Genomic DNA, 22,576 nt, shown 5'->3' on the forward strand with positions numbered 1-22,576 from the left:
TATGATCCACCTCCCATACGACGGATCCTTTGCCGAGCAAAAGCCGGCGCGCGTCGCCATCTGCGTACCGTCGAACGACATGGTGCACGCGGACTTTGCGATGTGCCTCGCGGCGCTCGCATTCTCCACGCGCAATCCGATCGCGCTGCTGAACACGAAGGGATCGCTCGTGGTCACGAACCGGAACACGCTCGTCGAGCAGGCGGCCGAGCTCGGTTGCGAGTGGCTGCTGTTCCTCGACTCGGATCTGCTGTTCCCGCGCGACACGATCGCGCGCCTCCTTGCGCACGGGAAGGACATCGTCGGCGCGACCTACTGCAAGCGCGTGCCGCCGCACGAGGTGCTCGGGCGCACGCTCTCCGGCGAGCGGCTCGAGGCAGCGTCCGGCTTGGTCGAGGTAGCGGGCCTGCCGACCGGCTGCTTGCTCGTGCGGCGATCAGTGTTCGACGCGCTGCGCCGCCCGTACTTTCGCACGCCGGCGCACGAGGACGGTGACGTCGAGGGCATGCCGGCGCACATCGAGGGCGAGGACTACTACTTCTGCCGTGTCGCGCGCGAGGCAGGGTTCAGCGTCTGGCTCGATGTGGATCTCACGATGCAGACCGGACACATCGGTCAGCAGATCTTCGCAATCCCCACTCATGAGGAAGTCATCGCAGATGCGGAAGGACGAGTCCAGCTCGCGCACTGACGGCGCCGACGCGGCCGAGCCGGAATTCAACGCCGGCGACGCAGCGAGCGTGGCAGATCGCAAGAGCAAGTCGAAGCGCCTCGAGGAGCGGCAGGCGAACGGGCTGCGCCAGATCATGGCGTCGCCCGACGGCCGCGCGTGGCTTTGGGGCCTGCTGTCGTCGTGCGAGATCTTCAGCCCGTGCTTCACGGGCAACTCCACGACGTTCTTCAACGAAGGGAAGCGTGCGGTCGGCCTGCCGGTGTTTCACCAGGTCACCGAGCAGTTTCCCGAGCAGTACCTGTTGATGGCGAAGGAGGCCAAACAGAATGTTTAAGCGACTGATGCAACGCTTCGTGCTTCTCGAGGGTGAGGTGGCGGGCGATGTGCCGGCCGGCGGCGCAGCGGCAGCCGGTGGCATCGCTGACACGGGTGCTGCGACCGCCGCGGCTAGCGCGGCGCCGGCATCGCCGACGCCACCGGGTAACCTCGTCGCGGACGCATCCGCGGGCGACGCGGGCGCGGCTGCCGGAGAAGCTGCCGCCGCGGCCGCCGCGAAACCGGGTGAGGACGCGGCCAGCAAGACAGGCGACGACGCCAGCAAAGGCGGTGCGAATGAGCCCGTCGAGTACACGGATTTCAAGTTGCCTGAGGGGGTTCAGGTCGACGAGCAAAAGATGACCGACTTCAAGGCGACTGCCAGCGAAGCCGGTCTTTCGCAAGATCAGGCGCAAAAGCTCGTCGACCTGTACTCGAACGCGGTCAAGGCTGCAACTGACGCAAGCACGCAGCTCTGGTACGACACGCAGAAGCAGTGGCAGGCGGATGTGCTGAAGGATCCGGAAATCGGCGGCAACAACTTCGAGCCCATGAAGGCCACGGTCGCCAAGGCGATCGATGCCGTCGGCGGCGAAGACGCCGCGAAGATCCGCGAGGCCTTCAACTACACGGGGGCGGGAAACCACCCCGACGTCATCCGTTTCCTGTACCGCCTCGGCAAGGCAATCGGCGAGGGCGGCGCAGTCGCCGGCGGTGCACCAACCGCTGTCGAAGCGCCGAAGTCCGCCGCCGAGAAGCTGTATCCGTCGCAGTCTCAAACCAACCAGTAATCCTGTTCGATCGCTGACCCGGGCACACACTTAACACTGCCTACACCGCGACCAGACAGACCGGAAAGGAGAACGCTTATGACGATCTAGGAGCCATAGATGGCAACGATTGGAGCGCTCGCCCTTACCTATGCGGATTGGGCAAAACGAACCGACCCGGACGGCAAGATCGCCGTCGTCGTGGAAATGCTTTCGCAGACCAACGAGATCATGGACGACATGCTCGTGATGGAGGCGAATCAGGCCACGGGTCACAAAACCACGGTGCGTACGGGCTTGCCGAAGGCCACGTGGCGCATGCTGAACTACGGCGTGCCGAAGTCGAAAAGCACGACCGCGCAGGTGGTCGACAACATCGGCATGCTGGAAACGTACAGCGAGATCGACAAAGACCTCGCGGACTTGAATGGCAACAGCGCGGAATTCCGCATGTCGGAAGACCAGCCGTTCATGGAAGGCATGACGCAGCAGATGGCGTCGGCGATCTTCTACAGCAACAGCGCCGGCACGCCGGAACAGATCCTCGGCCTGTCGCCGCGGTTCAACACGCTCAACGCGGCGAATGCGGCGAGCGCGCAGAACATCATCGACTGCGGTGGCACGGGCTCGACCAATGCGTCGATCTGGCTCGTGTGCTGGGGTGCGAACACGGTCCACGGCACGTTCCCGAAGGGTAAGCCGACCGGCCTGCAGCATCGCGATCTCGGCGAGTGGACGCTGCTCGACCCGAACGGCAACCAGTACCAAGGCTACCGTACCCACTACAAGTGGGACATGGGCCTGTCGGTTCGCGACTGGCGCTACGTGGTCCGCATCTGCAACATCGACGTCGTCCAGCTGATCGCCGGCAACGCGCCGAACCTGATCAACGCGCTGATCCGCGCGGTGCACCGCCTGCCGGTGCAGCCGCGTAGCGCCGGCCCGGTGCAGACGTCGGATGCAAAGAACGGCATGCCGCAGACGCGTGCGGCCTTCTACTGCAACCGCACGATCAGCACGTACCTCGACATCCAGGCCGTCAACAAGCAGAACGTGCTGCTCAAGCAGGACGAGTGGGACGGCCGGCCGGTGCTGACGTTCCGCGGCATCCCGATCCGCACGTGCGACGCGCTCCTGTCGACGGAGGCCCGCGTCGTCTGACGGTGAACGCCTGACGACCATCCAATGAACACGTGGGCCGAGGACGGCCTGCAACCGGAGAAAAACATGCTCCTCGACGGAAACCTCCTGTTCGATACGCAGAGCGCGATTACGAGCTCGCGCGCGTCGACGAACGTGCTCGACATGGGCGCGAATCGTGACATCGGCGTCGGCGACACGCCGGCGCTGAAGCTGCTCGTAATCCCGACGACGGGCTTTGCGACGACGAACGCCGCAACGCTGCGCGTGCAGTACCAGGCGAGTACGGACAGCGTGACGTGGACCACGTACGCGCAGAGCGACGACCTGCCGGCCGCGTCTCTCGTAGCGGGCAAGAAGATCGCTGCGATGGACGTGCCGCGCGTCGACCTGAACCGCTATCACCGCCTGAACTACGTAGTCGGCACTGGCGTGTTCAGCGCCGGCGCGGTGACGGCGGCGATCGTGCTCAGCCGGGACGACGGTCCGCAGTACCCGGCGAACTACAACGCGGTGAACTAAGCCGCGTCCGGGGCGGCGTAGCTGCCGGGCCGCCCCGGCCACCACGGCAGCACTGACAAGGAAGTGAGATGAGCGACTTGAACGACAACGAATCCCCGGCCGGCGGCCAGGCTCCGAAGTACAAGCTGACCGAGCGCGCGTATCTGAAGGCTGACGGCGACCACTTCGAAGCCTTGCACGAGGAAGGCGAAGAAGTCGAGTACCGCGGCGTGCCGGGCTACCACATGGAGCCGCTCAACGCTGCGGCGAAGCGCATGGTCGAGAAGCACAAGCCGGCCCGCTTCGACTTCAACAAGCTGGCGCCGCTTCAGGCTGCGGCCTGATCGCGCTCAGCATACGCAGGAGCTGCCGACATGAAGCTCGTGAACATGGAGCGCACCGAGGCCGAGCGGAAAGCGGCCGAGGAGCGATGGGACGCTGAGGCCGAGCGTGGCCCCGACTATCCGTACGGTCTCTGCCTGAATCTCGGCGGCGACGAGATGGAGAAGCTCGGTATCAAGGATCTGCCGGCCGTCGGCGGCGAGATGAGCCTGACGGCCAAGGTCAAGGTCACGAGCGTCAGCAGCTATGAGACGGATGGCGGCGGCGGCAGCAAGTCGATCAGCCTTCAGATCACCGAGATGGCGCTCGACGACGGCAATGGCGAGTCGGCGGCGCAGAAGCTGTACGGGAAGAAGGGGTAACGCGTGGCAGTCAGCCAGGTACAGATCTGCAATTTAGCGCTGTCGTCGATCGGCACGCGCTCGACGATCGCCTCGCTCGATGAGGGCAGCGCGGAGGCGAACCAGTGCGCGCTGCATTACGACGCGGCTCTCGACGCGACGCTGCGCGGCGCGCACTGGAACTTCGCCCGCAAGCAGACCGATCTTGCGCTGCTCGCAGACGCGACCCAAGGGCAGGCCGTGCCGCAACCATGGACGTACATGTACGCGCTCCCGGCGAACTGCGTGCTCGCGCGCTTCGTGCTTCCGCAGACGACCGCGCTCGGTATGCCGGTGCCGGTCGCGCAACAGCGTCCCGTGCCCTTCATCATCGGATCAACCGAGGATGCGAACGGCAACGACATCACGGCGCTGCTGACGAACGAGCCGTTCGCGCAGCTGGTGTACACCGGACGCATCACGAACCCGGCGATCTTCGACCCGTCGTTCGTCGACGCCTTCGTGCCTGTGCTCGGGTCGAAGCTGGCGATCCCTTTGACTGGCGAGCAGGGGAAGCGGCGCGATCAGCTGACGATCGCGCAGGCGCTGTTGATCTCGGCGCAGGTATCCAACGGCAACGAAGGTCTGACGGTCATCGATCACCAGCCGGACTGGATGCGCGTGCGCGGGTTCGCCGGCGACTGGATTCCCGATGGCGCGGTCTGGTTCAACGCGCCGATCGCGCTTACCCCATACGACTGACATGGGCAGCCCGACCATTCAACCATCCTTTGCCGCCGGCGAACTGAGCCCGGCGCTCTGGTCGCGCGTCGACCTCGAGAAGTACCACATCGGCGCCGCGCTGATGCGCAACTTCTTCGTGGACTTCCGCGGCGGCACGTCAAACCGTGCCGGCACTGCGTTCGTCGGCCCGTGCGTATCCGCGTTGTCCCGGAGTCGTCTCATTCCCTTCACGTTCTCGACGCTGCAGACGTACGCGCTGCTGTTCGGCGACCACTCGATGCGCGTCGTGATGAACGGCGGCTTCGTGCTCGAGCCGGCGTTCACTGTCCAGGGCGCCTCGAACGCCGATCCTTGCGTCATCGAGGCTGACGGCCACAATTTCGCCAACGGCGACCTGGTCGACCTGAATCTGCCGGGAATGCTGATCGACCAGCGCCTCTGCATCGTGCAGAACGTGGTAGGGAACACGTTCTCGCTGAACGATACGTTCGGCAACCCAGTCGACGCGACGCAGGCCGGCGCGTTCGCCGGCGGCTCGGTGGCGCGCGTGTTCACGCAGACGACGCCGTACGCGGCCGCCGATCTCGCGACGTTGAAGTATGTCCAGAGCGCCGACGTCATGACGTTGACGCATCCGAGCTATCCGCCGTACCAGCTCACGCGCACTCAGCATTGGGTCTGGACGTTTTCGGCGATCACGTTTCAATCGAAGACCGCGGCACCGGCGGGCGTCACGGCGACGTCGAAGATCGCACCGACGACGTTCGCCGTGAACAGCGCGACGAACGACAATCCAGCCCGCTTCACGTCGTATAGCAACGATTTCGCGAACGGTGATCGCGTCATCCCAGACCTGACCGGCGCATGGGGCACGGCCCTCAACGGCAAGACCTTCACTGTCGTGCTTGCGAAGACCGACGGCACATTCGCGCTCGAGTGGGACGACGGCACGCAGGTGAATGGCAGCCTGTACGCCGGCTCGCCCACTGGCACGATCGGGCACTGCGCGACCGAGTATCACTACGTCGCGACAGCCGTCGGGAGCAACGGAACGACGGAAAGCCTGCCGTCGGCCGTCGCCGTCTGCAGCGGCGCGACGCTGTCGCGCGTGAGCGGCGCGCGCAACGTGATCGCGATTCCCGCACAGTCCGGGCCGACGATGTACAACATCTACCGCACTGCCGAAAACGCCGACGGTGTGCCGCCGGCGGGCGCGCTGCTCGGCTTCGTCGGCTCGATCACGGCGCAGTCCACGGACATGACGTTCGTCGACAACAACATCACGCCCGATTTCACAAACTGCCCGCCGACGGGCAACAACCCGTTCGCGAGTGGCAACAACCCGGCGTGCAGCACGTACTTCCAGCAGCGACAAGTATTCGGGGGTTTGGCGAAGCAGCCGGATGGCCTCGCGCTGTCGAAGTCGGGCGACTTCCTGAACATGGACTATTCGAGTCCGTCGAAGGCAGACGACTCGATTCAGGTCACGATTGCGTCGCAGCAGGTCAACGCGATCAAGCACCTGCTGCCCATGTCCTCGCTGATTGCGCTTACGGAGAGCGGCGCGTGGCGCATCGACGGCGGCAGCCAGTCGAGCGTGATCACGCCGTCCCAGTTTGACGCCGTGCCGCAGGCGTACAACGGCTGCTCGGACGTGCCGCCGATCGTGATCAACTACGACATCCTGTACGTGCAGGCGAAGGGCGCTACGGTGCGCGACCTGTCGTACAACTTCTACGTCAACATCTACACCGGCACGGACATGACGGTCCTGTCGAAGCACCTGTTCGACGGGCACGAGATCCTCGAATGGGCGTTCGCTGAGGAACCGTACAAAGTCATCTGGGCTGTGCGCGAGGATGGCGTGCTGCTTTCGTTCACGTACATCAAAGAGCAGGACGTCTACGCGTGGGCGCGCCATGATACGAACGGGCTGTTCAAGTCCGTTTGCTCCATCTCCGAAGGCAATGAGAACGCGGTCTACTTCGTCGTCGAACGCATGGTCAACGGCCAGCTCGTGCAGTACGTCGAACGGATGGCGAGCCGGATCCTCGGCGGTGATCCGTCGGTCGGGATCCCGGCCGACCTGACGAAGGCATGGTTCGTCGACAGCGGGCGCCAGTACCCGCTCGGATATCCGGCCGCGACGCTCTATCCGCAGGCCGTCGGCGGCACGCCGGGTATCTATGGGGTCAACGTCATCAACGGCGGCCAGGGCTACACGAACCCGACGGTCGTCGACACCAGCGGCAGCGGCGCGACGTTCACTCCGACCGTCGTTGACGGCGTCATCACCGTGATCACCGCCACGGCGCCCGGTGTCGTGTCAATGCGACCGAACCTCGTGATATCCGATCCTACCGGCACCGGCGCCGCAGCGACGGCGATCGTGCAGTCGCAGGTCACGATGAACGCGAGCGCGGCCGTCTTCGGCGCGCAGCATGTTGGTGCAGTGCTCCGCGCGTCGAGCGGCATGGGTACGGTCGTCGCCGTGCCTTCTGCGACACAGATCATCGTGAACGTGACGACGCCCCTGCAGACGAGCTGGCCGGCCGCCGCCGGCGCGTGGTCGCTGACGGTTCCCGTCTCGACCGTCCGAGGTCTGGATCATCTCGAAGGGCAGACGGTCGCGATTCTCGCCGACGGCAACGTGCAGCCTCAGCAGACCGTCGTCGGCGGCGCGGTGACGCTGGCCCGGCCCGCGACGTCGATCGTCGTCGGCTTGCCGTATCAGGCGCAGCTCAAGACGCTGTATCTCGATGTGCAGGGTGGCGCGACGATCCAGAGCAAGCGGAAAAAGATCAGCGCGGTGACGGTGCGCATGCTCAACAGCCGCGGCATGAAGATCGGGCAGACCTTCGGCAACCTCCACGAGTTCAAGGAACGAAATACTCAGCCGATGGGCCAGCCGATCCAGCTGATCACCGGCGACGAGCGGATCACGCTTGACCCGCTCTACGACCTGACCGGCCAGGTCTGCGTGCAGCAGGACGACCCGCTGCCGTGCACGGTGCTCGGTGTCATTCCCGAAGTCACGGTGGGGGACAGCTGATGGAATCCCGCGTCGTCACGGCAACACTCGACCACGCGATCGCGATGGCGCCGCGCATGCGCGCGGCCGACGCGGCCGAATGCTGGGCGCTCGCACGCCTGTCGCCGCTCGAGGCGCTGCGTGTCTCGCTCGACACCGCGGTCTACGCGTGGACGTGGCTGGTCGACGGGCAGCCGGCGTGCATGTTCGGCGTTGGCACGCGGAGCTTGATCGGCGCCGAGGGCGTGCCGTGGCTGCTGTCGACTGAACTGGTCGCGCAGCACCGCGTCACGTTCCTCCGTGGCTACCGGCCGTTCCTCGCGCAGATGCGTGGCGCGTTTCCCTACCTGCACAACGTCGTCGACGCTCGGTACGTCAGCTGCGTGCGTTGGCTGCGCCACCTTGGCTTCGTGGTGCACGACGCCGAGCCGATGGGGCCCGCCGGCGAACTTTTTCACCGGTTTGAAATGCGAGGGTAGAGATGGGTGCAGTCGATAACAGCATGCTCGATTACGTGAATCGGCTCGAAGCTGAAGTAAGCAAGTTGCCGCAGGCGGCGTGCCCGGTATGGCATCACTTCGCGCCGGGCCTCTATGCGCGCCAGATGTTCATTCCGGCGGGCACAGTGCTGACCGGAGCCGTGCACAAGACCGAGCACCTTTGCATCGTGTCCGGCGATATCGACGTGACGACGGACGACGGCGTCCGTCGCATCACCGCGCAGCAGCTGGTCATCAAGTCGGCGCCTGGCGCGAAGCGCGCAGGCTTCACGCATGCCGATACGTTTTGGACTACGGTGCATGCGACGGACGAGACGGATCTCGACATGTTGGTTGTCGAGCTGACCGAGTCGACGAATCAACAACTGCTGGGGGGCGATGAAAACCGTCAGCTCCTCATCAACGCTGAGGAGGCGTAGCGATGTCGTTCGGAATTTCAGCTGCAGCGCTCGCCGAGATCTCGATCGCGATGACGGCAGTTAGCGCCGGCGTCGCCGCTTACGGGGCGATCAAGCAGGGCCAAGCACAAAGCGCCGCTCTGCAATACCAGGCGCAAGTCGCGGCGAACAACCAGAAGATCGCCAACCAGTACGCGCAACAGGCGATCGCCGACGGCGAGAACAAGGTCGCCGCGAAGCAACAGCAGACTGCACAGATGATCGGCGCGCAGCGGGCCGCGATGGCGGCGAATGGCATCGACCTCGACAGCGGTTCGCCGCTGCGACTGCAGCAGGATACGGCGAAGCTCGGCAACGTGGACGCGTTGACGATTCGGAACAATGCGGCGCGTGAAGCGTACGGCTACCAGGTGCAGGGGCTCAGTTACGGGCAGCAAGCGCAGCTCGATGAAGCTGGCGCCTCGAATGCCGTCACGGCCGGAAATCTGAATGCCTTCTCGTCGATCATCGGCGGCGCGTCGAGCATTGGCTCGAAATGGATCGACTACACGAAGACTGGCGTCTTCTCGTGATGGGGGTCTGACAGCATGCCGATGGTTCCAACGCAGACGACGCAACAGGATTTCGGCCAAGTCCGCCCGTCGTACGACTCCGCGACGGCTTCGCCGGACGCGTTCGGTGCGCAGATCGGCGCGGCTACGCAGCGCGCCGGCGCCGCTGTCGAACAGGCGTCCGACGTCGCTTCGAAAGGCGCGATCGCGTTCCAGGGTTTGCAGAACGAAACCGACGCGAAGAACGCTGATATCCAGCTTGCCGCGAAGCTGACGGCGCTGCAGTTCGATCCCAAAAACGGCTACCAAGGAAAGCTCGGCAAGGATGCCGTCGATGGGTATCAAGGGTTCCAGGATGCGGTTCAGCAAGCGTATCAGGACGCTCGCGCTTCGCTTTCGAATCCCGAGGCGCAGCGCATGTTCGATAGCGCGGCCGTACGCCGCACGCAGTACTCGCTCGCGAGCGGCGCGCAGCACGCGGCCCAGCAAAACAAGATCTGGCAGGTCGGCACGTCGGAGGCACGCGCGCAGCTGGAAATGAATACCGCGGCGAACTATTACAACGACGATAACCGGTTCAGCCAAGCAATCGCGACGATCAAGGATGAAGCGGTGTCGATGGGCGAGCTGCAGGGGTGGTCGCCCGAACAGGTTGCGGCGAAGCAGGCCGACTATGTCAGCAAGGCGTGGACGCAGCGGATCATGCGGTACGCGCAGCAGGATCCGGTCGCGGCGCAAGGCATGTACTCGCAGAACGTCGAGCAGATCCAAGCGGCTGACCGCCCGAATCTGGAGCACTACCTGAAGGCCAACGTCCAGCCGGTGCTTGCGCGCAACATCGTGCAGAACGTGATGAGCGGCAACCCGGTCGTCGACGGCGATCGCCTCGACGATCTGCATGCTGCCGTGCGCCAAGCCGAGTCGCGCGGCAATACTGCGGCGGTGGGCCCGTACGTGGCCGGCCAGGGGACCGCGAAGGGCGATATGCAGGTTATGGACGCCACGAACCTGAATCCGGGGTTCGGTGTACGGCCGGCGGCCGACAACAGCGTGGCGGAGCGTACGCGCGTTGGTCACGACTACCTGAACGCGATGATCGCTCGCTATGGTGGCGACCAGACGCTCGCGCTCGCCGCGTACAACTGGGGACCTGGCAACGTCGACCGCCTCCTGCAAGCCGCGCAGTCGGGTGGCGCGCCGGTCAATGACGCGGCACTCGTCGCGAAGATGCCGGCGGAGACGCAGAAGTACGTCTCGACGATCAACGCCAAGGTGCCGCCGAAGGTGGCGGCTGCGCCGACGTCGGGCGACCCGCGCGCGCACCTGACCGACTGGCAACAGCAGGTCAGCACGCTCGCAACCCAGCTCTATCCGAACGATCCGCAGTTTCGCGATGCGGCCGTCGGAAACCTGTTCAACGAGACAAACAAGATCGTCGCGGGTCAGGAGGGGCAGCAGAAGGCGGCGCGCGATACGCTCGTCGCGGCCGCGATTGGATCGCAGGGCGGTGAGAAGCCGACGACGTTGACGGACCTCCTTTCGTCGCCCGAGATGAAGCAGGCATGGGCGACGCTGCGGCCGGAGCAACAGATCGGGGTGATGGACCTGATCGAGCACAACGCGAAGGCGTCCGATCCGCAGCTGAACGACACGTCGCTGTCGACCTACTACCGGCTGAAAGGCGAGGCCGCCAACGATCCCGTGAAGTTCGCGAACGAGGATCTGATGGCGCAGACCAAGATCCTGCCGCACCACCTGCTGCTCGAGCTGATGAACCTGCAGGCGACGACCGATGGGCGGCAGGCTCGCGATCAGACGAAGGCGATGAACCTCGAGCATGCGATGGCTGTTGCACGCCCGATGCTGCTTGCTTCCGGTGTGCACATCCCCAACGCGAGCTCGTCCCCCGACAAGGCGGCTGACTACAACGCGTTCACGGGCCGGATGTCGCAGGCGCTCGACCAGTTCTATACGGCGAACAAGCGCGGCCCGAATGACAAGGAGCTTCGCGACATCTCGAACTCGCTGCTCGTGCAGGGCGCGCAGTCGAACACGGCCGGGATGTTCCCGTGGTCGAGCGACAAGAAAGTGCGGGCATTCCAGACCGATCCGTCGGCGTTCTACGTTCCGGTGCCGGCTGCCGAGAAGCCGAAGATTCAAGCCGCGTTCCAGCAGGCGTTCGGCCGCGCGCCAACCGACAGCGAAGCGCAGGACTTCTACACCAAGTACACGATCGCCAACTCGAAGGGTAAATGATGGAGCTCGACGACTTCGCCAAGCAGCTGAAGCAGAGCGGGTACGATCCCGGCGCGCCGAACACGAGCGCGGTACCGGCGGCCGCCGCGCAGGCTGGTGCAAATCCGGCGGAGCAGGCGAACCCGTATGCAGATTTCGCGCAGGCCATGCGCACGTCGACCGAGCAGCAGGCGGTCGGCAACCTGGTCGCCGCGCAGGACAGCAATCCGGACGCCGCGGCGCGGTCGCTCGCGCTCGCGCCGAAGGTCGGCGTGCCGGCGCCGGCGATCGAGCAGGACGTGCCGAGCTACGAGAAGCAGGCGCAGCTGCAGCAGAACCGGCAGATCCTCGGCGGCAATCCGGTGCTCGCGCAGTGGGTCGCGGCCAACCCGCCGGCGGCGCGCGTCGCACAAGACGACTTCGACAGGCTCGATGTCCTGTCGAAGCTGCTGACTGCATGGAAAAGCGGCGGCACTTCCGCGATCGTGCAGAACCAGCTCGGCCGCCTCTACAACACGAAGCAGGGCGCGGCGCTGACGGGCGCGGCGACGCCTGATACCGACCAACAGATCCAGCACGCCGAGGGCATTCTCGCGAAGCAGCCGCAGCTGCACGGCCTGTATGGCGGCGTGCAGCAGTTCAGCGGCTTCGCGGCCGGGATGCTCGACAACATCATTTCCGGTGCGCCCGAGGCCGTCGGCGGCGCGCTGCTCGGCGCGGCCGCGACGCCCGAAGCGCTCGGTGCGGGCGCAATCCCGGGCGCGATCGCTGGCGGCTTCACCGGCATGAAGCTGGACATGGCGCGCGTCGCGGCCGGCCTGACGTACCGGACGCTGTCGAACACGCGCGACGCCGGCGGCAACCAGGTCGACGAGGCAGCGAAGCAGGTCGGCGCGCTGCTGTCCGGCGCGATCACGTATGGCGTGGCGGGGATCGGCGGCGGCGCGGCGAGCAAGGTCGGCCAGGAGGCGATCGCGCCGTTCGTGTCCGAGGCGGTGACGGAGGCGATGACGCGCCCGACCGTGGCCGCAGCGCTGCGCACGGCGGCGGTGGCCGCGGCGAAAGGCGGCGTGACGGGCGCCGCGCTGAATGCCGCGATGGACGGGGCGCAGATCATCGGCGAGGAGGCCGCCAAGCAGATCAGCGCCGGGCAGTTCAACACGGTCTTCAACGACGATGCGACGCGTCAGCAGGCGATCACGCGCCTCGCCGACGCGGCCGAGTCGGGCGCGCTGCTGTTCGGCGGCATGCACGGTGTCGGTGCCGGCGTGCACTTCGTCGGCGACATGATGCGCGTGCGCCAGGCGCAGGCCGACGTCGCGATGTTTCAGCAGCTGCAGGACGGCGCGGCCGACAGCGCGACGCGCGCGCGCGCGCCGGACGCGTTCGCCTCGTTCCTGCAGTCGCAGACGGACGGCTCGCCGGTCGAGAACCTGTTCGTGCCCGCCGAGCGGATCATGCAGCTCTATCAGTCGAAGGGCATCGATCCGACGGCCGGCGCCGATCCGCTGTTCGGCTGGATGGGCGACATGCGCAAGCAGCTCGAGGAGGCGCTGCCGCTCGGCGGCGACGTCGTGCTGCCGACGGCGGACTACATCGCGCATATGGCCGGTACCGACGTCTCGCGCGAGCTGCTGCCCGACATCCGGGTGCGGCAGGACGGCATGTCGATGAACGAGGCGCGCACGTTCGCGCAGTCGGCAAAGGGCGACCTCGAGCGCGACGCGCAGACCGTGGCCGGCCTCGAGGACCCCACGCGGCAGATCTTCGATGACATCTCACAGCAAGCGCAAGAAGCCGGGTATGCGATGGGCGCGGCTCAGCAGTACGGCACGCTGTACGCTGCCCGTTACGCCGCGCGCGCGGCGCGCCTCGGTGTCGATCCGATGGATCTGTATCGACAGTCCGGCGTCGAGATCCGCTCTGGCGAAGATACCGGCACGTCCGCAGGCCGTCTGTCACAGGACGAGGAGAACGCCCGAGGCGCGATCACGATCGGCAACGGGAAGGCGCTGATCGAGCTGTTCAAGGGCCACGACATGTCGACGCTGCTCCACGAGTCGGGCCATCTCTGGCTCGAGGAGCTGCGCGCCGACGCGGAGCGGCCGGACGCACCGCAGCAGCTGCGCGACGACTTCGCGGCGGTCACGAAATGGATGGGTGTCGACGACGGCTCGAAGATCGAGGTCGAGCACCACGAGCAGTTCGCGCGCGCCGCGGAAGCCTACTTCATGGAGGGGAAGGCCCCGAGCGGCGCGCTCGCGTCAGCGTTCGCGAAGTTCAAGGCATGGCTGACGACGATCTACCGTTCCATCGCGAGCCTGAACACGCCGATCAACGACGACATCCGCGGCGTGTTCGACCGCCTGATCGCGACCGACGCCGAGATCGACAGCGCGCGGCGCGCGGCGCACCTGCGCGCGACGTTCCGCGATCCGACGGCGGCCGGCATGACCGAGAAGGAGTTCGCGGAATACGCGAAGACCGTGAACGGCGCGAACGCGGCCGCCGAGAGCGCGCTGCTGCCGAAGGTCATGGAGCACGTGCGGAAGAAGCGCGGCAGCGACTATGACGCTTATCGCGCGAAGGTGAAGGAGGAGGTGACGCGCGACGTCGACGCGCGACCCGAGTTCCAGGCGCTCGAGGCGCTGCGCACCGGCAAGCTGGCCGGCGATGAGGCCGAGGGCGTGAAGCTCGACAAGCTGTCGGCGAAGGACATCGATGCAGCGTACGGCGCCGGCACGGCCGAGAAGCTGCCGAAGGGCACGACCGTGAAGCGCGGCGGCGTCCATCCGGACAACGCGGCCGACGTGTTCGGCTTCGGTTCGGGCGACGAGCTGGTGAAGGCGCTGATCGCGCTCGAGCAGCAGGAGCGTGACATCCGCCAGACGCCCGGCGAGAAGCGCACCGCGCGCCAGTACATCATCGACCGCCGCACCGACTTCCGCATGTCGGAGGAACGCCCCGACATCCTGTCCGACGGTTCGATCCGCGACGAGGCGATCCAGGCGATCCACAACCAGGAGGCGCAAAAGGCGCTGCAGATCGAGCTGCGCGCGCTCGGCCGGCGCATCCACCAGGAGGCGTTCTCGCTCGACGACGTGCGTCAGTGGGCGAAGGAGCAGGTCGCCGGCAAGACGGTGCGCGACGTGCAGCTGACCGGGAAGTACTCGCGCGCCGAGGCGATCGCCGCGCGACGCGTCGAGCAGGCGCTTCTCGACGGCGACCACGCCGGCGCGTACGCGGCGAAGCGTCAGCAGATCCTCAACCATCATCTGTTCCTCGCCGCGCGTGAGGCGGCCGAAGAGATCCAGTCCGGCTCGAAGGAGCTCAACCGGTACGCGAACAAGCGCACGATCAAGGGCCTGAATCAGGAATACCTCGACCAGATCCACGCGCTGCTCGACCGGTTCGACTTCGGTGACGCGTCGCAGCGCGAGGTGCAGCGGCGCGCGTCCCTGCGCGATTGGGCGCAGCGGCAGTACGACAAGGGCGCCGAGATCTCGGTACCGGCCGAGCTGCTGAACGAGGCGTTCCGCAAGCACTTCTCTGAGCTGACGGTCGAGCAGTTCCGCGGACTGAAGGACACGGTCGACCAGATTGCGCACCAGGGCAAGCTGAAGCAGACGCTGCTCGACGGCGCCGACGAGCGCGACTTCGATTCGGTCGTCAACGAGGCGGTGGCAGCGGCCGGCCAGCTGCCCGAGAAGCGCACGCCGCTCGAGCGCAACCCAGGCGAGGGCGGCCGCGGCCTCGACCGGATCAATGCGAAGTGGCTCAACGCGAAGTCGAGCCTGCGGTCGCTCGACGCCTCGATGCTGAAGATGGAGCAGGTTTTCGACTGGCTCGACCAGCACGATTCGAACGGCGTGTTCAACCGCGTGGTGTTCCGCCGGCTGGCCGACGCCGGCGTGCGGGAGAACGATCTGCGCAGCTACGTCGTGAAGCAACTGCGCGAGCTGCACGACAAGCTGCCCGTCGAGGCGACGCGCGACTGGCTGAACCGCTACGAGCTGCCGGAGCTGAAGGACTCGCGCACCGGCGAGGCCTCGCGGATGCTGAAGAAGGACATCATCGCGATGGCCCTCAACGTCGGCAACGAAAGCAACTTCGAGAAGCTGATGCGCGGCGAGGGCTGGTCGCGCGGTGCGATCTGGACGGTGCTGAATCGGCACATGACGAAAGCGGATTGGGACTTCGTGCAGGGCGCGTGGGACCTGATCGAATCGCTCTGGCCGCACATCGAGGGGATGGAGAAGCGGCTGTCGGGCGTGGCGCCGGACAAGGTCCGTCCGACCGAGGTCAGCACGCCATTCGGCCGGTACCGCGGTGGCTACTACCCGGCGATCTACGACCCGCTGCGTGCGTACGACGTCGAGCTCAACCGGCAGCGCTCGGGCGACAAGCTGTTCGAGAACAACTACACGCGCGCGACGACCGACAAGGGCCACACGATCGAGCGAATTCAGGACTACGCGCGGCCACTGTATCTGAACCTCGACGTGCTGCCGCGGCACTTGACCGGCGTGATCCACGACCTGGCGTATCGCGAGGCGATCATCGACGCCGATCGCTTCCTCGGCGACGAGCGCGTGCGCGAGTCGATCGAGAAGGTGATGGGCCGCGAAATCTACAAGCAGTTCCGGCCCTGGCTGCAGGCGATCGCGAACGACAAGGTGTACGACCAGCGCGGGCTGGCGTGGTGGGATCGCGCTGCGCACTGGGCGCGTACGAGCGCGACGATGGTCGGGCTCGGCTTCCGCTTCACGACGATGATGATCCACGGTGCGACGGCGGCGTCGAACTCCGTCGGCGAGATCGGCGCTCGCTGGATGCTTTCGGGGATCCACGCATTCGACACGCCGGCGAAGTGGGCCGCGACCCGCGACTTCGTGTTCGAGCGGTCCGGCGAGATGCGCAACCGCATGAACGAGGTCGACCGCGACGTGCGCGACGCGCTGCGCGAGATGGAGCAGCACAGCAATCGCAACCCGGCACAGAAGGCATACGACGGCGCGCGTCGGTTCGCGTACTACGGGATCTCGATGCTCGACATGGGTTCGGCGATGCCGACGTGGGTCGGCGCCTACAACAAGTCGTTGCACGAGGGCATGTCCGAGCAGGACGCGGTCTATGCGGCCGACAAGGCGGTCCGCAACGCGCACGGCGGCGGCGGCTCGAAGGACCTCGCGGCGATCCAGCGCGGGCCCGAATTCCAGAAGCTGTTCACGATGTTCTACAGCTTCTGGAACCACTTCTATAACCGGCAGCGCGACATCGGCCGCCGTGCGGTGCAGGCCTACGGTACCGCACGCGAGGGCGACTACGGCCAGGCGGCGCGCGACTTCGCGATGGTGGCGGCGCGCAGCTGGTTCTACTTCGTCATTCCCCAGCTGATTCACGCGGCGCTCAAGCCGGCGCCGGGCCAGCAACAGCACGAGGATCAGTCGTGGCCGGCGTGGGCCGCCGAGGAAATCGGTCTCGGCCTGCTATCCGGGATTCCCGTGTTTCGCGATATCGCTAGCGCCGCGATGAGCGGTCGCGACTACGAGGCCACGCCGGCCGCGCAGATGGTCAACAGCATGCTCAAGTCGGGGAAGGACATCGCGGCCGCGACCGGCCTATCCGATCACGAGGTGTCCGACAAGTGGGTCAAGCATGCGATGCAGAACGCCGGGTACGTGTTCGGCCTGCCGACCGGCCAGGTGTCGGGCAGTGTGCAGTTTCTGTGGGACGTGATGCATGGCGACCAGAATCCGCAGGACGTTGCGGACTGGCTGCACGGGATCGTCTACGGCAAAGTGAAGGAGTGACATGACTATTTCGAGCACCGCCAACAAGGCGATCGGGTACGGCAACGGCGTCGCGACCAACTGGCCGCACAAATTCCTGATCCCGAACGCCAATCAGCTCACGGTCATCCTGACCGATCCGAGCGGCAACCAGACCACGCTTTCGCCGTCGCAGTATGCGGTATCTGGGATCGGCAACCGAAACGGCGGGACGGTGACATATCCGCTGTCAGGCGCTCCGCTCCCCGTTGGCTGGTCGATCACGCGCCTGCGGGTGCTCCCGATCGTGCAGCAGACCGACATCGTCAACCAGAGCGGGTTCTATCCGGACGTGCTCGAGTCCGCGATGGACTACCAGACGATGACGCAGCAGCAGCTCGCCGAGCAGCAAACGCGGAGCATCGCTTTCCCGGTCGTGGACGATCAGACGGCGATCAGCCCAGTGCTACCGGCGGCGGCCGCGCGCGCGACGAAGCCGCTGATCTTCGACGCATCCGGCAATGTGGTGACAGGGCAGCAGGCGTATCGCGAACCTCAGGATGTCCTGAATAGCGCGCAGGTGACCGCCGAGCAGATCGTGGCGGGCGTCGCGCCAGGCGCCGGCACCGGCACGTTCCTCGCACTCGGCGCGGGCGCTGTCGCGCGCACGTTCCAAGACAAGATGCGGTCGATCGCGGTCGACTGGTCCGACTTCGGCCTCGTGGCCGATCCGGCTGCCGACAATACGGCGGCGCTGATGTCGTTCAACGCGGCGGCGCGCTCGTATCCGAACCGGAAGTTCGAGCTCACGCTGCCCGCTGGCATGGTCACGTTCAATCGGCCGGACTGGATGCAGGGCGTTCCCAATTTTGCGCTGAAGGGGGCCGGGACGATCCTCTTCAACAAGAGCACGAACCCGATCTCGACGCAGAACATCCCGCTCGTGATCAACCAGGACCTGATGCTCGACAACGCGTCCGGCGGCATCGGCGGCACGTTCAATCCGGGCTACCTGATCGCGACCGTCTCGCGCTTCTCGAGCAGCGTAATGCTGCTGTCGGCCGGCGATGCCACGAACTTCGCGCCGAACACGTGGGCGCTGATCCACGGCTACAACCAAGGGTCGGGAGGCTATCCGGCGTCGATTCGGTACTTCGAGTATGTGCGCATCTCGAGCGTCAACGTTAATACGGGCGTGGTGACGTTTGAGCGTCCGCTCCTGAACAAGTACCGGCAGGACTGGCTCGACGTCCAGAACAATGCTCCGCAGGCAGCGATCGGCGCCGCGCGGCTGCTACCGCTCGCCCGCCCGGGCTTCAACCTGTGCGAGTCGGCCGAGCTCGAGAACATCATCTTCGCGCCGAGCAGCGGGGCGGTGGTCGGTACGGTGTCGTCGCTGTCCGGCTCGTTGTACACGTCCGGCTGCCTGCGCGTCGCGATTCGCAACTGCCGCGTCCCTGGCTACTTCTATCCGACCGCCTGTCAGCACGTGCGGGTGCAGGACAGCTACATCGAGTACTCCGAGGTCGACAAGCTGATCGACCACGTCGTGTTCGAAGGGTGCGAGATCGGCCAGATGGATAACGCGCCGGGCTGCAACCTGATCGAGAGTTACGGCAACACGTTCCGTCGTCCCATCACGACGCTCGGCCCGCGGCGCTTCGTGTCGCGCGACGACAAGTGGCTGGTCGGCGATATCAGCGCCTCGCCGCGCACGTCGCAGTACATCAACATCGGGATCTCGACGGCGGTGGACTCGATCGATATCGAAAATCCGATCATCGATACGACGGACCCGAACGAGGATCTCAATACGGCCCCGTCGCAGGCCGGCGCCGCGACGAACCAGATCATCCTCGCGTCGACCGCTTCGGCAACCGATAACGCGCTGCTCGGCTACGCGGTACGGATCCTGAAAGGCACGGGCGCAGGCCAGTATCGTCAGATCGCGACCTCGGTAGGCAGCTACGTCGGCGCGACGCGCACGGCAGCGCTGACGAACGCCTGGGCGACGCAGCCGGACACGACCAGCGTCTACAAGGTCGAACGGATCCTGCCGTTCCTCGCCGGCGGCGGCCAGCTGTCGATCACGATCTCCGCAGTCAATCCCGCGAACATGACGGTCGAGGTGCCGCTGTCGAACTCCGGTCTGAACGACTCGATCATCCGCGGGCTCGACGTCGGCTCGCTGCTCTCGAGCACCACGACCAACACGGTCATTCGCGTGTCCGACATTTACTACAACCCGGCGACTGGCCGCACGGTGATCGCCGGCGAGTGGTCGCCGTCCGGCACGCCGTTGAGCGGCTCGGGCGTGCCGACCGTCGGCGAGGTCTTCACGGCGAACATCGTGCGTCACGTCGGCCTGCGCAATCCGCGCATCAAGGGAACGCAGCCGATCTACAACAACCGCAGCCAGAACGGCGACGGCGGCGCGCTCGATATCTGCGGGATGATCTACGCGGACGACGTGACGATCGACAGCAAGTACCGCAAGCCGACTCGCCTCGAGATCCCGTTCCTGTTCCTTCGGGACTTCACGGGGCTGCCGGGCTACCTGTCGATGCTTCAGGCGAAGCTCCTGCGTATCACGGTCGACGTCAAGGTGGCGTATGGCGGCGCGCAGTCCGCGGCGACCGCGATTATCTCGCGGCCCTCGGCCGAGACCACGCCGGTCAACCCGGCGCCCGCGTCGCAGACCATCAACATGAAGGTGGCCGGCGTCCGTGTGATCGACTGCTCGGGCGCCTACGGCGCGCAGAGCGGCGACACGCTGACCGCGCTGACCACGCTCTCAACGTTCCGGCAGATCAACATCCAGACCAACAACGACCTGTCCGACGCACCGCCTGTCGGCAGTTTCGTTTTCGATTTCATTCCGTAACCGAGGGCTATTGCATGGAAGAAAAACGAATCCTCACCGAGGCGGATGTGCAGGCGATCGCTGATGCGCTCGAGCGCAGCATCGTGTCGCGGTTTCAACAGAACGTAGGGAAGGGGGTGCTCGCGGTGTTATGGCGCTGGGCGATACAGCTGATGCTCGTATTGGCCGCGTACGGGGCAGGCGGTGGTTTCAAAAAATGGGGTGCGTAATGAGCAGCTTTGACGACGCGTTCGATGCGCTGGCCGGCAACGAAGGCGGCTACTCGAACAATCCGAAAGATCCGGGCGGCGAAACGATGTGGGGCGTCACGGCGCGCGTCGCGCGCGCGGCAGGCTACACCGGCTCGATGCGCGACATGCCGCGCGACACTGCGAAGGCGATCGCCAAGCGCTTCTACTGGGATCCGCTCAAGCTCGACCTGTTCGACCCGCGCGTCGCCTTCCAGATCTTCGACGCGAACTATAACGGCGGCCACTGCGTGATCTGGATGCAGGGCGCCGCCGGCGCGCACGTCGACGGCGTGCTCGGCCCGCAGACGATCGCCACGGTGCAGGCTACCGATCCTCTGCGCTTCGTGATGCGCTGGAACGCGCTGCGCATCCGCTATTTCACCTCGCTCAAGACCTGGATCAGCTTCGGCAAAGGCTGGGTCAACCGGATCGCGAACAACCTCATGAAAGGAGCTGCCTGATGATCCCCATCGCTCTCGCGCTGGCCGAGCTGGCCGGCAACCTCGCACCGACGATCGCCGGATGGCTCGGCGGCCCGAAGGCCGAAGACGTCGCGACGAAGGTCGTCGACGTCGCCAAGGTCGTGACCGGGCAGCCGACCGGAGACACCGCGCTCGCGGCGATTCAGGCCGATCCGAACCTCGCGATGCAATTCCAGAAGGCAGTGATGGACAAGCAGGTCGAGCTCGCGCAGATCGACGCGGACGTGACGAAAGCCGCGCTGGCCGCGGACAGTGCCAACACGCTGAACGTCAATCAGACGATGCAGGTCGAGGCGCGCTCGGACCACTGGCCGACGTATTCGTGGCGTCCGTTTGTCGGTTTCTGCTTTGGCCTGCTCGGGCTGCTCAGCGGCCTCACGGTCGGCGGCGCGTATGTCGGCGTGATGGCGTTCCATGCCGATCCGAAGGTGCTCACGGACATTCCGGGAATGCTCGGTGCCGAGGCTGCAGTCATGGCCACGATGGCGCCGGTGCTCGGCATCGCGAGCTACTTCCGCGGGAAGATGCAAGCCAATCCGGGAATCCAAACTGATAACCGCGGCTGACTAGCCGCATGAGAAGGGAGGGGTGCACACATGGAAGACTCACAGAACACCTCGCCGTCGTGGCCGTTCCGGCCGACCGGCAAGGGGCAAGCGATCGCCGCGACGACCGCGAGCCAGCAGGTCACGATCTTGGCGGGCGAGCGCCTCGAGGGATCGCTGGTTGCGAACCTGTCGTCGTCGTGGGCGTGGATCTCGTTCGGCCAGGGAGGCAACGCGACCGCGGTGTTTCCGACTGGCGGCCAGCCGCAGCCCGGCGTGCCGCTCGCTCCGAACTCGGCAATGACGGTGCGACCGCCGAACGAACCGAAAGACGCCAGCTCGCAGGAGGCGGTCTACGACACGGTGGCCGCCGTGTTGCTGTCGGGGACCGGCACAGTTCTCGTTGTGCCGGGCCTTGGCGTATGACGGCGACGAAGAATACGGCCGGCGGACCGGCGACGCCTTCGGGCACCGCCGGCGGCGACCTGTCCGGCAGCTACCCGAACCCGACGGTCGCCAAGTCGAACGGGCGCGGCGTCGTCACGGTGCTGGCTCAGACAGCGGCACCGTCGTCGGTGACGGGCACAACGACGAAGACGGTCCTCGCCTCGGTCAGCATCCCGGCCGGCGCCCTGTCGGCGAACGGCGCGTTGCGAATCACGCCGATCTGGTCGGCCACGAACAACGCGGACGCGAAGACGGTCGGCGTGCAGATCGGCTCGACGCTGTTTCAGTCGGCGAGCATCGCCTCGCAGGCGAGTATGCAGACCCAGATCATCGTGCGCAACCGGAACAGCCAGACGTCGCAGTTGTTCCTGAACAGCTCGATCAACAACGGCCTCGGCGCACTTGGCAACGCACCGGCGACGTCGACGGTCGACTTCTCCCAGGCGCAAACCCTGCAGTTCTTCGCAACCCTCGGGGTGTCGGGCGACACGGCCACGCTCGAGGGTTACACCGTGGAGGTACTGAACCCGTGATCACGATCCCTGCCATTACCGTCCCGGATCCGGCCGGCGGCGGCGACATTCTTGCGCCGGCGTCGCCGCTGCCGGCCGACGCGCTTGCGGTCGTCTGTGACGGCACGAAGTATACGGTCTACCAGCCGGGCGATACGGTGCCCGTGATCCCCTTGTGAGGACCG

General features: G+C 65.9%; 21 protein-coding genes. All 21 read left to right on the forward strand.

What is annotated here, in order from left to right; all coding sequences use genetic code 11:
• Position 1: 1 nt before the first annotated feature.
• The 21 genes from FFS49_RS08905 (at position 2) to FFS49_RS41935 (ending at position 22,570) form a co-directional block, all read left to right on the forward strand.
• On the forward strand, positions 2-691 hold the full coding sequence (locus tag FFS49_RS08905; protein WP_137910351.1) for a hypothetical protein: 690 nt from the start codon (positions 2-4) through the stop codon (positions 689-691).
• Positions 660-1,007, forward strand: a complete 348-nt coding sequence (locus FFS49_RS08910; protein ID WP_137910350.1) for a hypothetical protein — start codon at positions 660-662, stop codon at positions 1,005-1,007. The genes FFS49_RS08905 and FFS49_RS08910 overlap by 32 nt, the downstream gene beginning before the upstream one ends.
• Positions 1,000-1,779, forward strand: coding sequence for a hypothetical protein (locus tag FFS49_RS08915; RefSeq protein WP_137910349.1), 780 nt, complete (start codon positions 1,000-1,002; stop codon positions 1,777-1,779). Before FFS49_RS08910 ends, FFS49_RS08915 begins: the two co-directional genes overlap by 8 nt.
• A gap of 99 nt (positions 1,780-1,878) precedes the next feature.
• Positions 1,879-2,919, forward strand: a complete 1,041-nt coding sequence (locus FFS49_RS08920; RefSeq protein WP_137910348.1) for a major capsid protein — start codon at positions 1,879-1,881, stop codon at positions 2,917-2,919.
• Between the two features lie 66 nt (positions 2,920-2,985).
• Positions 2,986-3,420 (forward strand): Bbp16 family capsid cement protein, encoded by a 435-nt coding sequence (locus FFS49_RS08925; RefSeq protein ID WP_137910347.1) that lies wholly within the window; start codon positions 2,986-2,988, stop codon positions 3,418-3,420.
• Positions 3,421-3,488: 68 nt separating this feature from the next.
• On the forward strand, positions 3,489-3,743 hold the full coding sequence (locus FFS49_RS08930; RefSeq protein WP_137910346.1) for a hypothetical protein: 255 nt from the start codon (positions 3,489-3,491) through the stop codon (positions 3,741-3,743).
• Positions 3,744-3,773: 30 nt separating this feature from the next.
• Entirely contained in the window at positions 3,774-4,103 is a 330-nt protein-coding gene (gene gp10 / locus FFS49_RS08935) for a capsid staple protein (RefSeq protein WP_137910345.1), read from the forward strand.
• A gap of 3 nt (positions 4,104-4,106) precedes the next feature.
• The gene (locus tag FFS49_RS08940) at positions 4,107-4,823 is read left to right on the forward strand and encodes a hypothetical protein (RefSeq protein ID WP_137910344.1); all 717 of its coding nucleotides are present in this window, start codon (positions 4,107-4,109) and stop codon (positions 4,821-4,823) included.
• A gap of 1 nt (position 4,824) precedes the next feature.
• Positions 4,825-7,857 (forward strand): hypothetical protein, encoded by a 3,033-nt coding sequence (locus tag FFS49_RS08945; protein ID WP_137910343.1) that lies wholly within the window; start codon positions 4,825-4,827, stop codon positions 7,855-7,857.
• Positions 7,857-8,315, forward strand: a complete 459-nt coding sequence (locus FFS49_RS08950; protein ID WP_137910342.1) for a hypothetical protein — start codon at positions 7,857-7,859, stop codon at positions 8,313-8,315. The genes FFS49_RS08945 and FFS49_RS08950 overlap by 1 nt, the downstream gene beginning before the upstream one ends.
• A gap of 23 nt (positions 8,316-8,338) precedes the next feature.
• The gene (locus tag FFS49_RS08955) at positions 8,339-8,755 is read left to right on the forward strand and encodes a hypothetical protein (RefSeq protein ID WP_137910341.1); all 417 of its coding nucleotides are present in this window, start codon (positions 8,339-8,341) and stop codon (positions 8,753-8,755) included.
• A 2-nt stretch (positions 8,756-8,757) separates the two neighbouring features.
• Entirely contained in the window at positions 8,758-9,306 is a 549-nt protein-coding gene (locus tag FFS49_RS08960; RefSeq protein WP_137910340.1) for a hypothetical protein, read from the forward strand.
• A 15-nt stretch (positions 9,307-9,321) separates the two neighbouring features.
• Positions 9,322-11,541, forward strand: a complete 2,220-nt coding sequence (locus FFS49_RS08965; protein ID WP_137910339.1) for a transglycosylase SLT domain-containing protein — start codon at positions 9,322-9,324, stop codon at positions 11,539-11,541.
• Entirely contained in the window at positions 11,538-17,333 is a 5,796-nt protein-coding gene (locus tag FFS49_RS08970; RefSeq protein WP_137910338.1) for a hypothetical protein, read from the forward strand. The genes FFS49_RS08965 and FFS49_RS08970 overlap by 4 nt, the downstream gene beginning before the upstream one ends.
• A 1-nt stretch (position 17,334) precedes the next feature.
• Positions 17,335-20,175 carry a hypothetical protein gene (locus FFS49_RS08975; RefSeq protein WP_137910337.1) on the forward strand — a complete coding sequence of 947 codons (2,841 nt, stop codon included), beginning with the start codon at positions 17,335-17,337 and terminating at the stop codon, positions 20,173-20,175.
• A gap of 14 nt (positions 20,176-20,189) precedes the next feature.
• Positions 20,190-20,384: a hypothetical protein gene (locus FFS49_RS08980; RefSeq protein WP_137910336.1), complete on the forward strand. Its 195-nt coding sequence runs from the start codon at positions 20,190-20,192 to the stop codon at positions 20,382-20,384.
• The gene (locus FFS49_RS08985; RefSeq protein ID WP_137910335.1) at positions 20,384-20,866 is read left to right on the forward strand and encodes a glycosyl hydrolase 108 family protein; all 483 of its coding nucleotides are present in this window, start codon (positions 20,384-20,386) and stop codon (positions 20,864-20,866) included. Before FFS49_RS08980 ends, FFS49_RS08985 begins: the two co-directional genes overlap by 1 nt.
• Positions 20,866-21,453, forward strand: a complete 588-nt coding sequence (locus tag FFS49_RS08990; protein WP_137910334.1) for a hypothetical protein — start codon at positions 20,866-20,868, stop codon at positions 21,451-21,453. Before FFS49_RS08985 ends, FFS49_RS08990 begins: the two co-directional genes overlap by 1 nt.
• Positions 21,454-21,483: 30 nt before the next feature.
• Entirely contained in the window at positions 21,484-21,858 is a 375-nt protein-coding gene (locus FFS49_RS08995; protein ID WP_137910333.1) for a hypothetical protein, read from the forward strand.
• Positions 21,855-22,412: a hypothetical protein gene (locus tag FFS49_RS09000; protein ID WP_137910332.1), complete on the forward strand. Its 558-nt coding sequence runs from the start codon at positions 21,855-21,857 to the stop codon at positions 22,410-22,412. The genes FFS49_RS08995 and FFS49_RS09000 overlap by 4 nt, the downstream gene beginning before the upstream one ends.
• A complete protein-coding gene (locus FFS49_RS41935) occupies positions 22,409-22,570 on the forward strand; it encodes a hypothetical protein (protein ID WP_171026746.1) in 162 nt (53 codons plus the stop codon). The genes FFS49_RS09000 and FFS49_RS41935 overlap by 4 nt, the downstream gene beginning before the upstream one ends.
• Positions 22,571-22,576 lie beyond the last annotated feature (6 nt).

Source organism: Burkholderia sp. 4NA327C6 (assembly GCF_005502655.1).
Lineage (GTDB): Bacteria > Pseudomonadota > Gammaproteobacteria > Burkholderiales > Burkholderiaceae > Burkholderia > Burkholderia contaminans.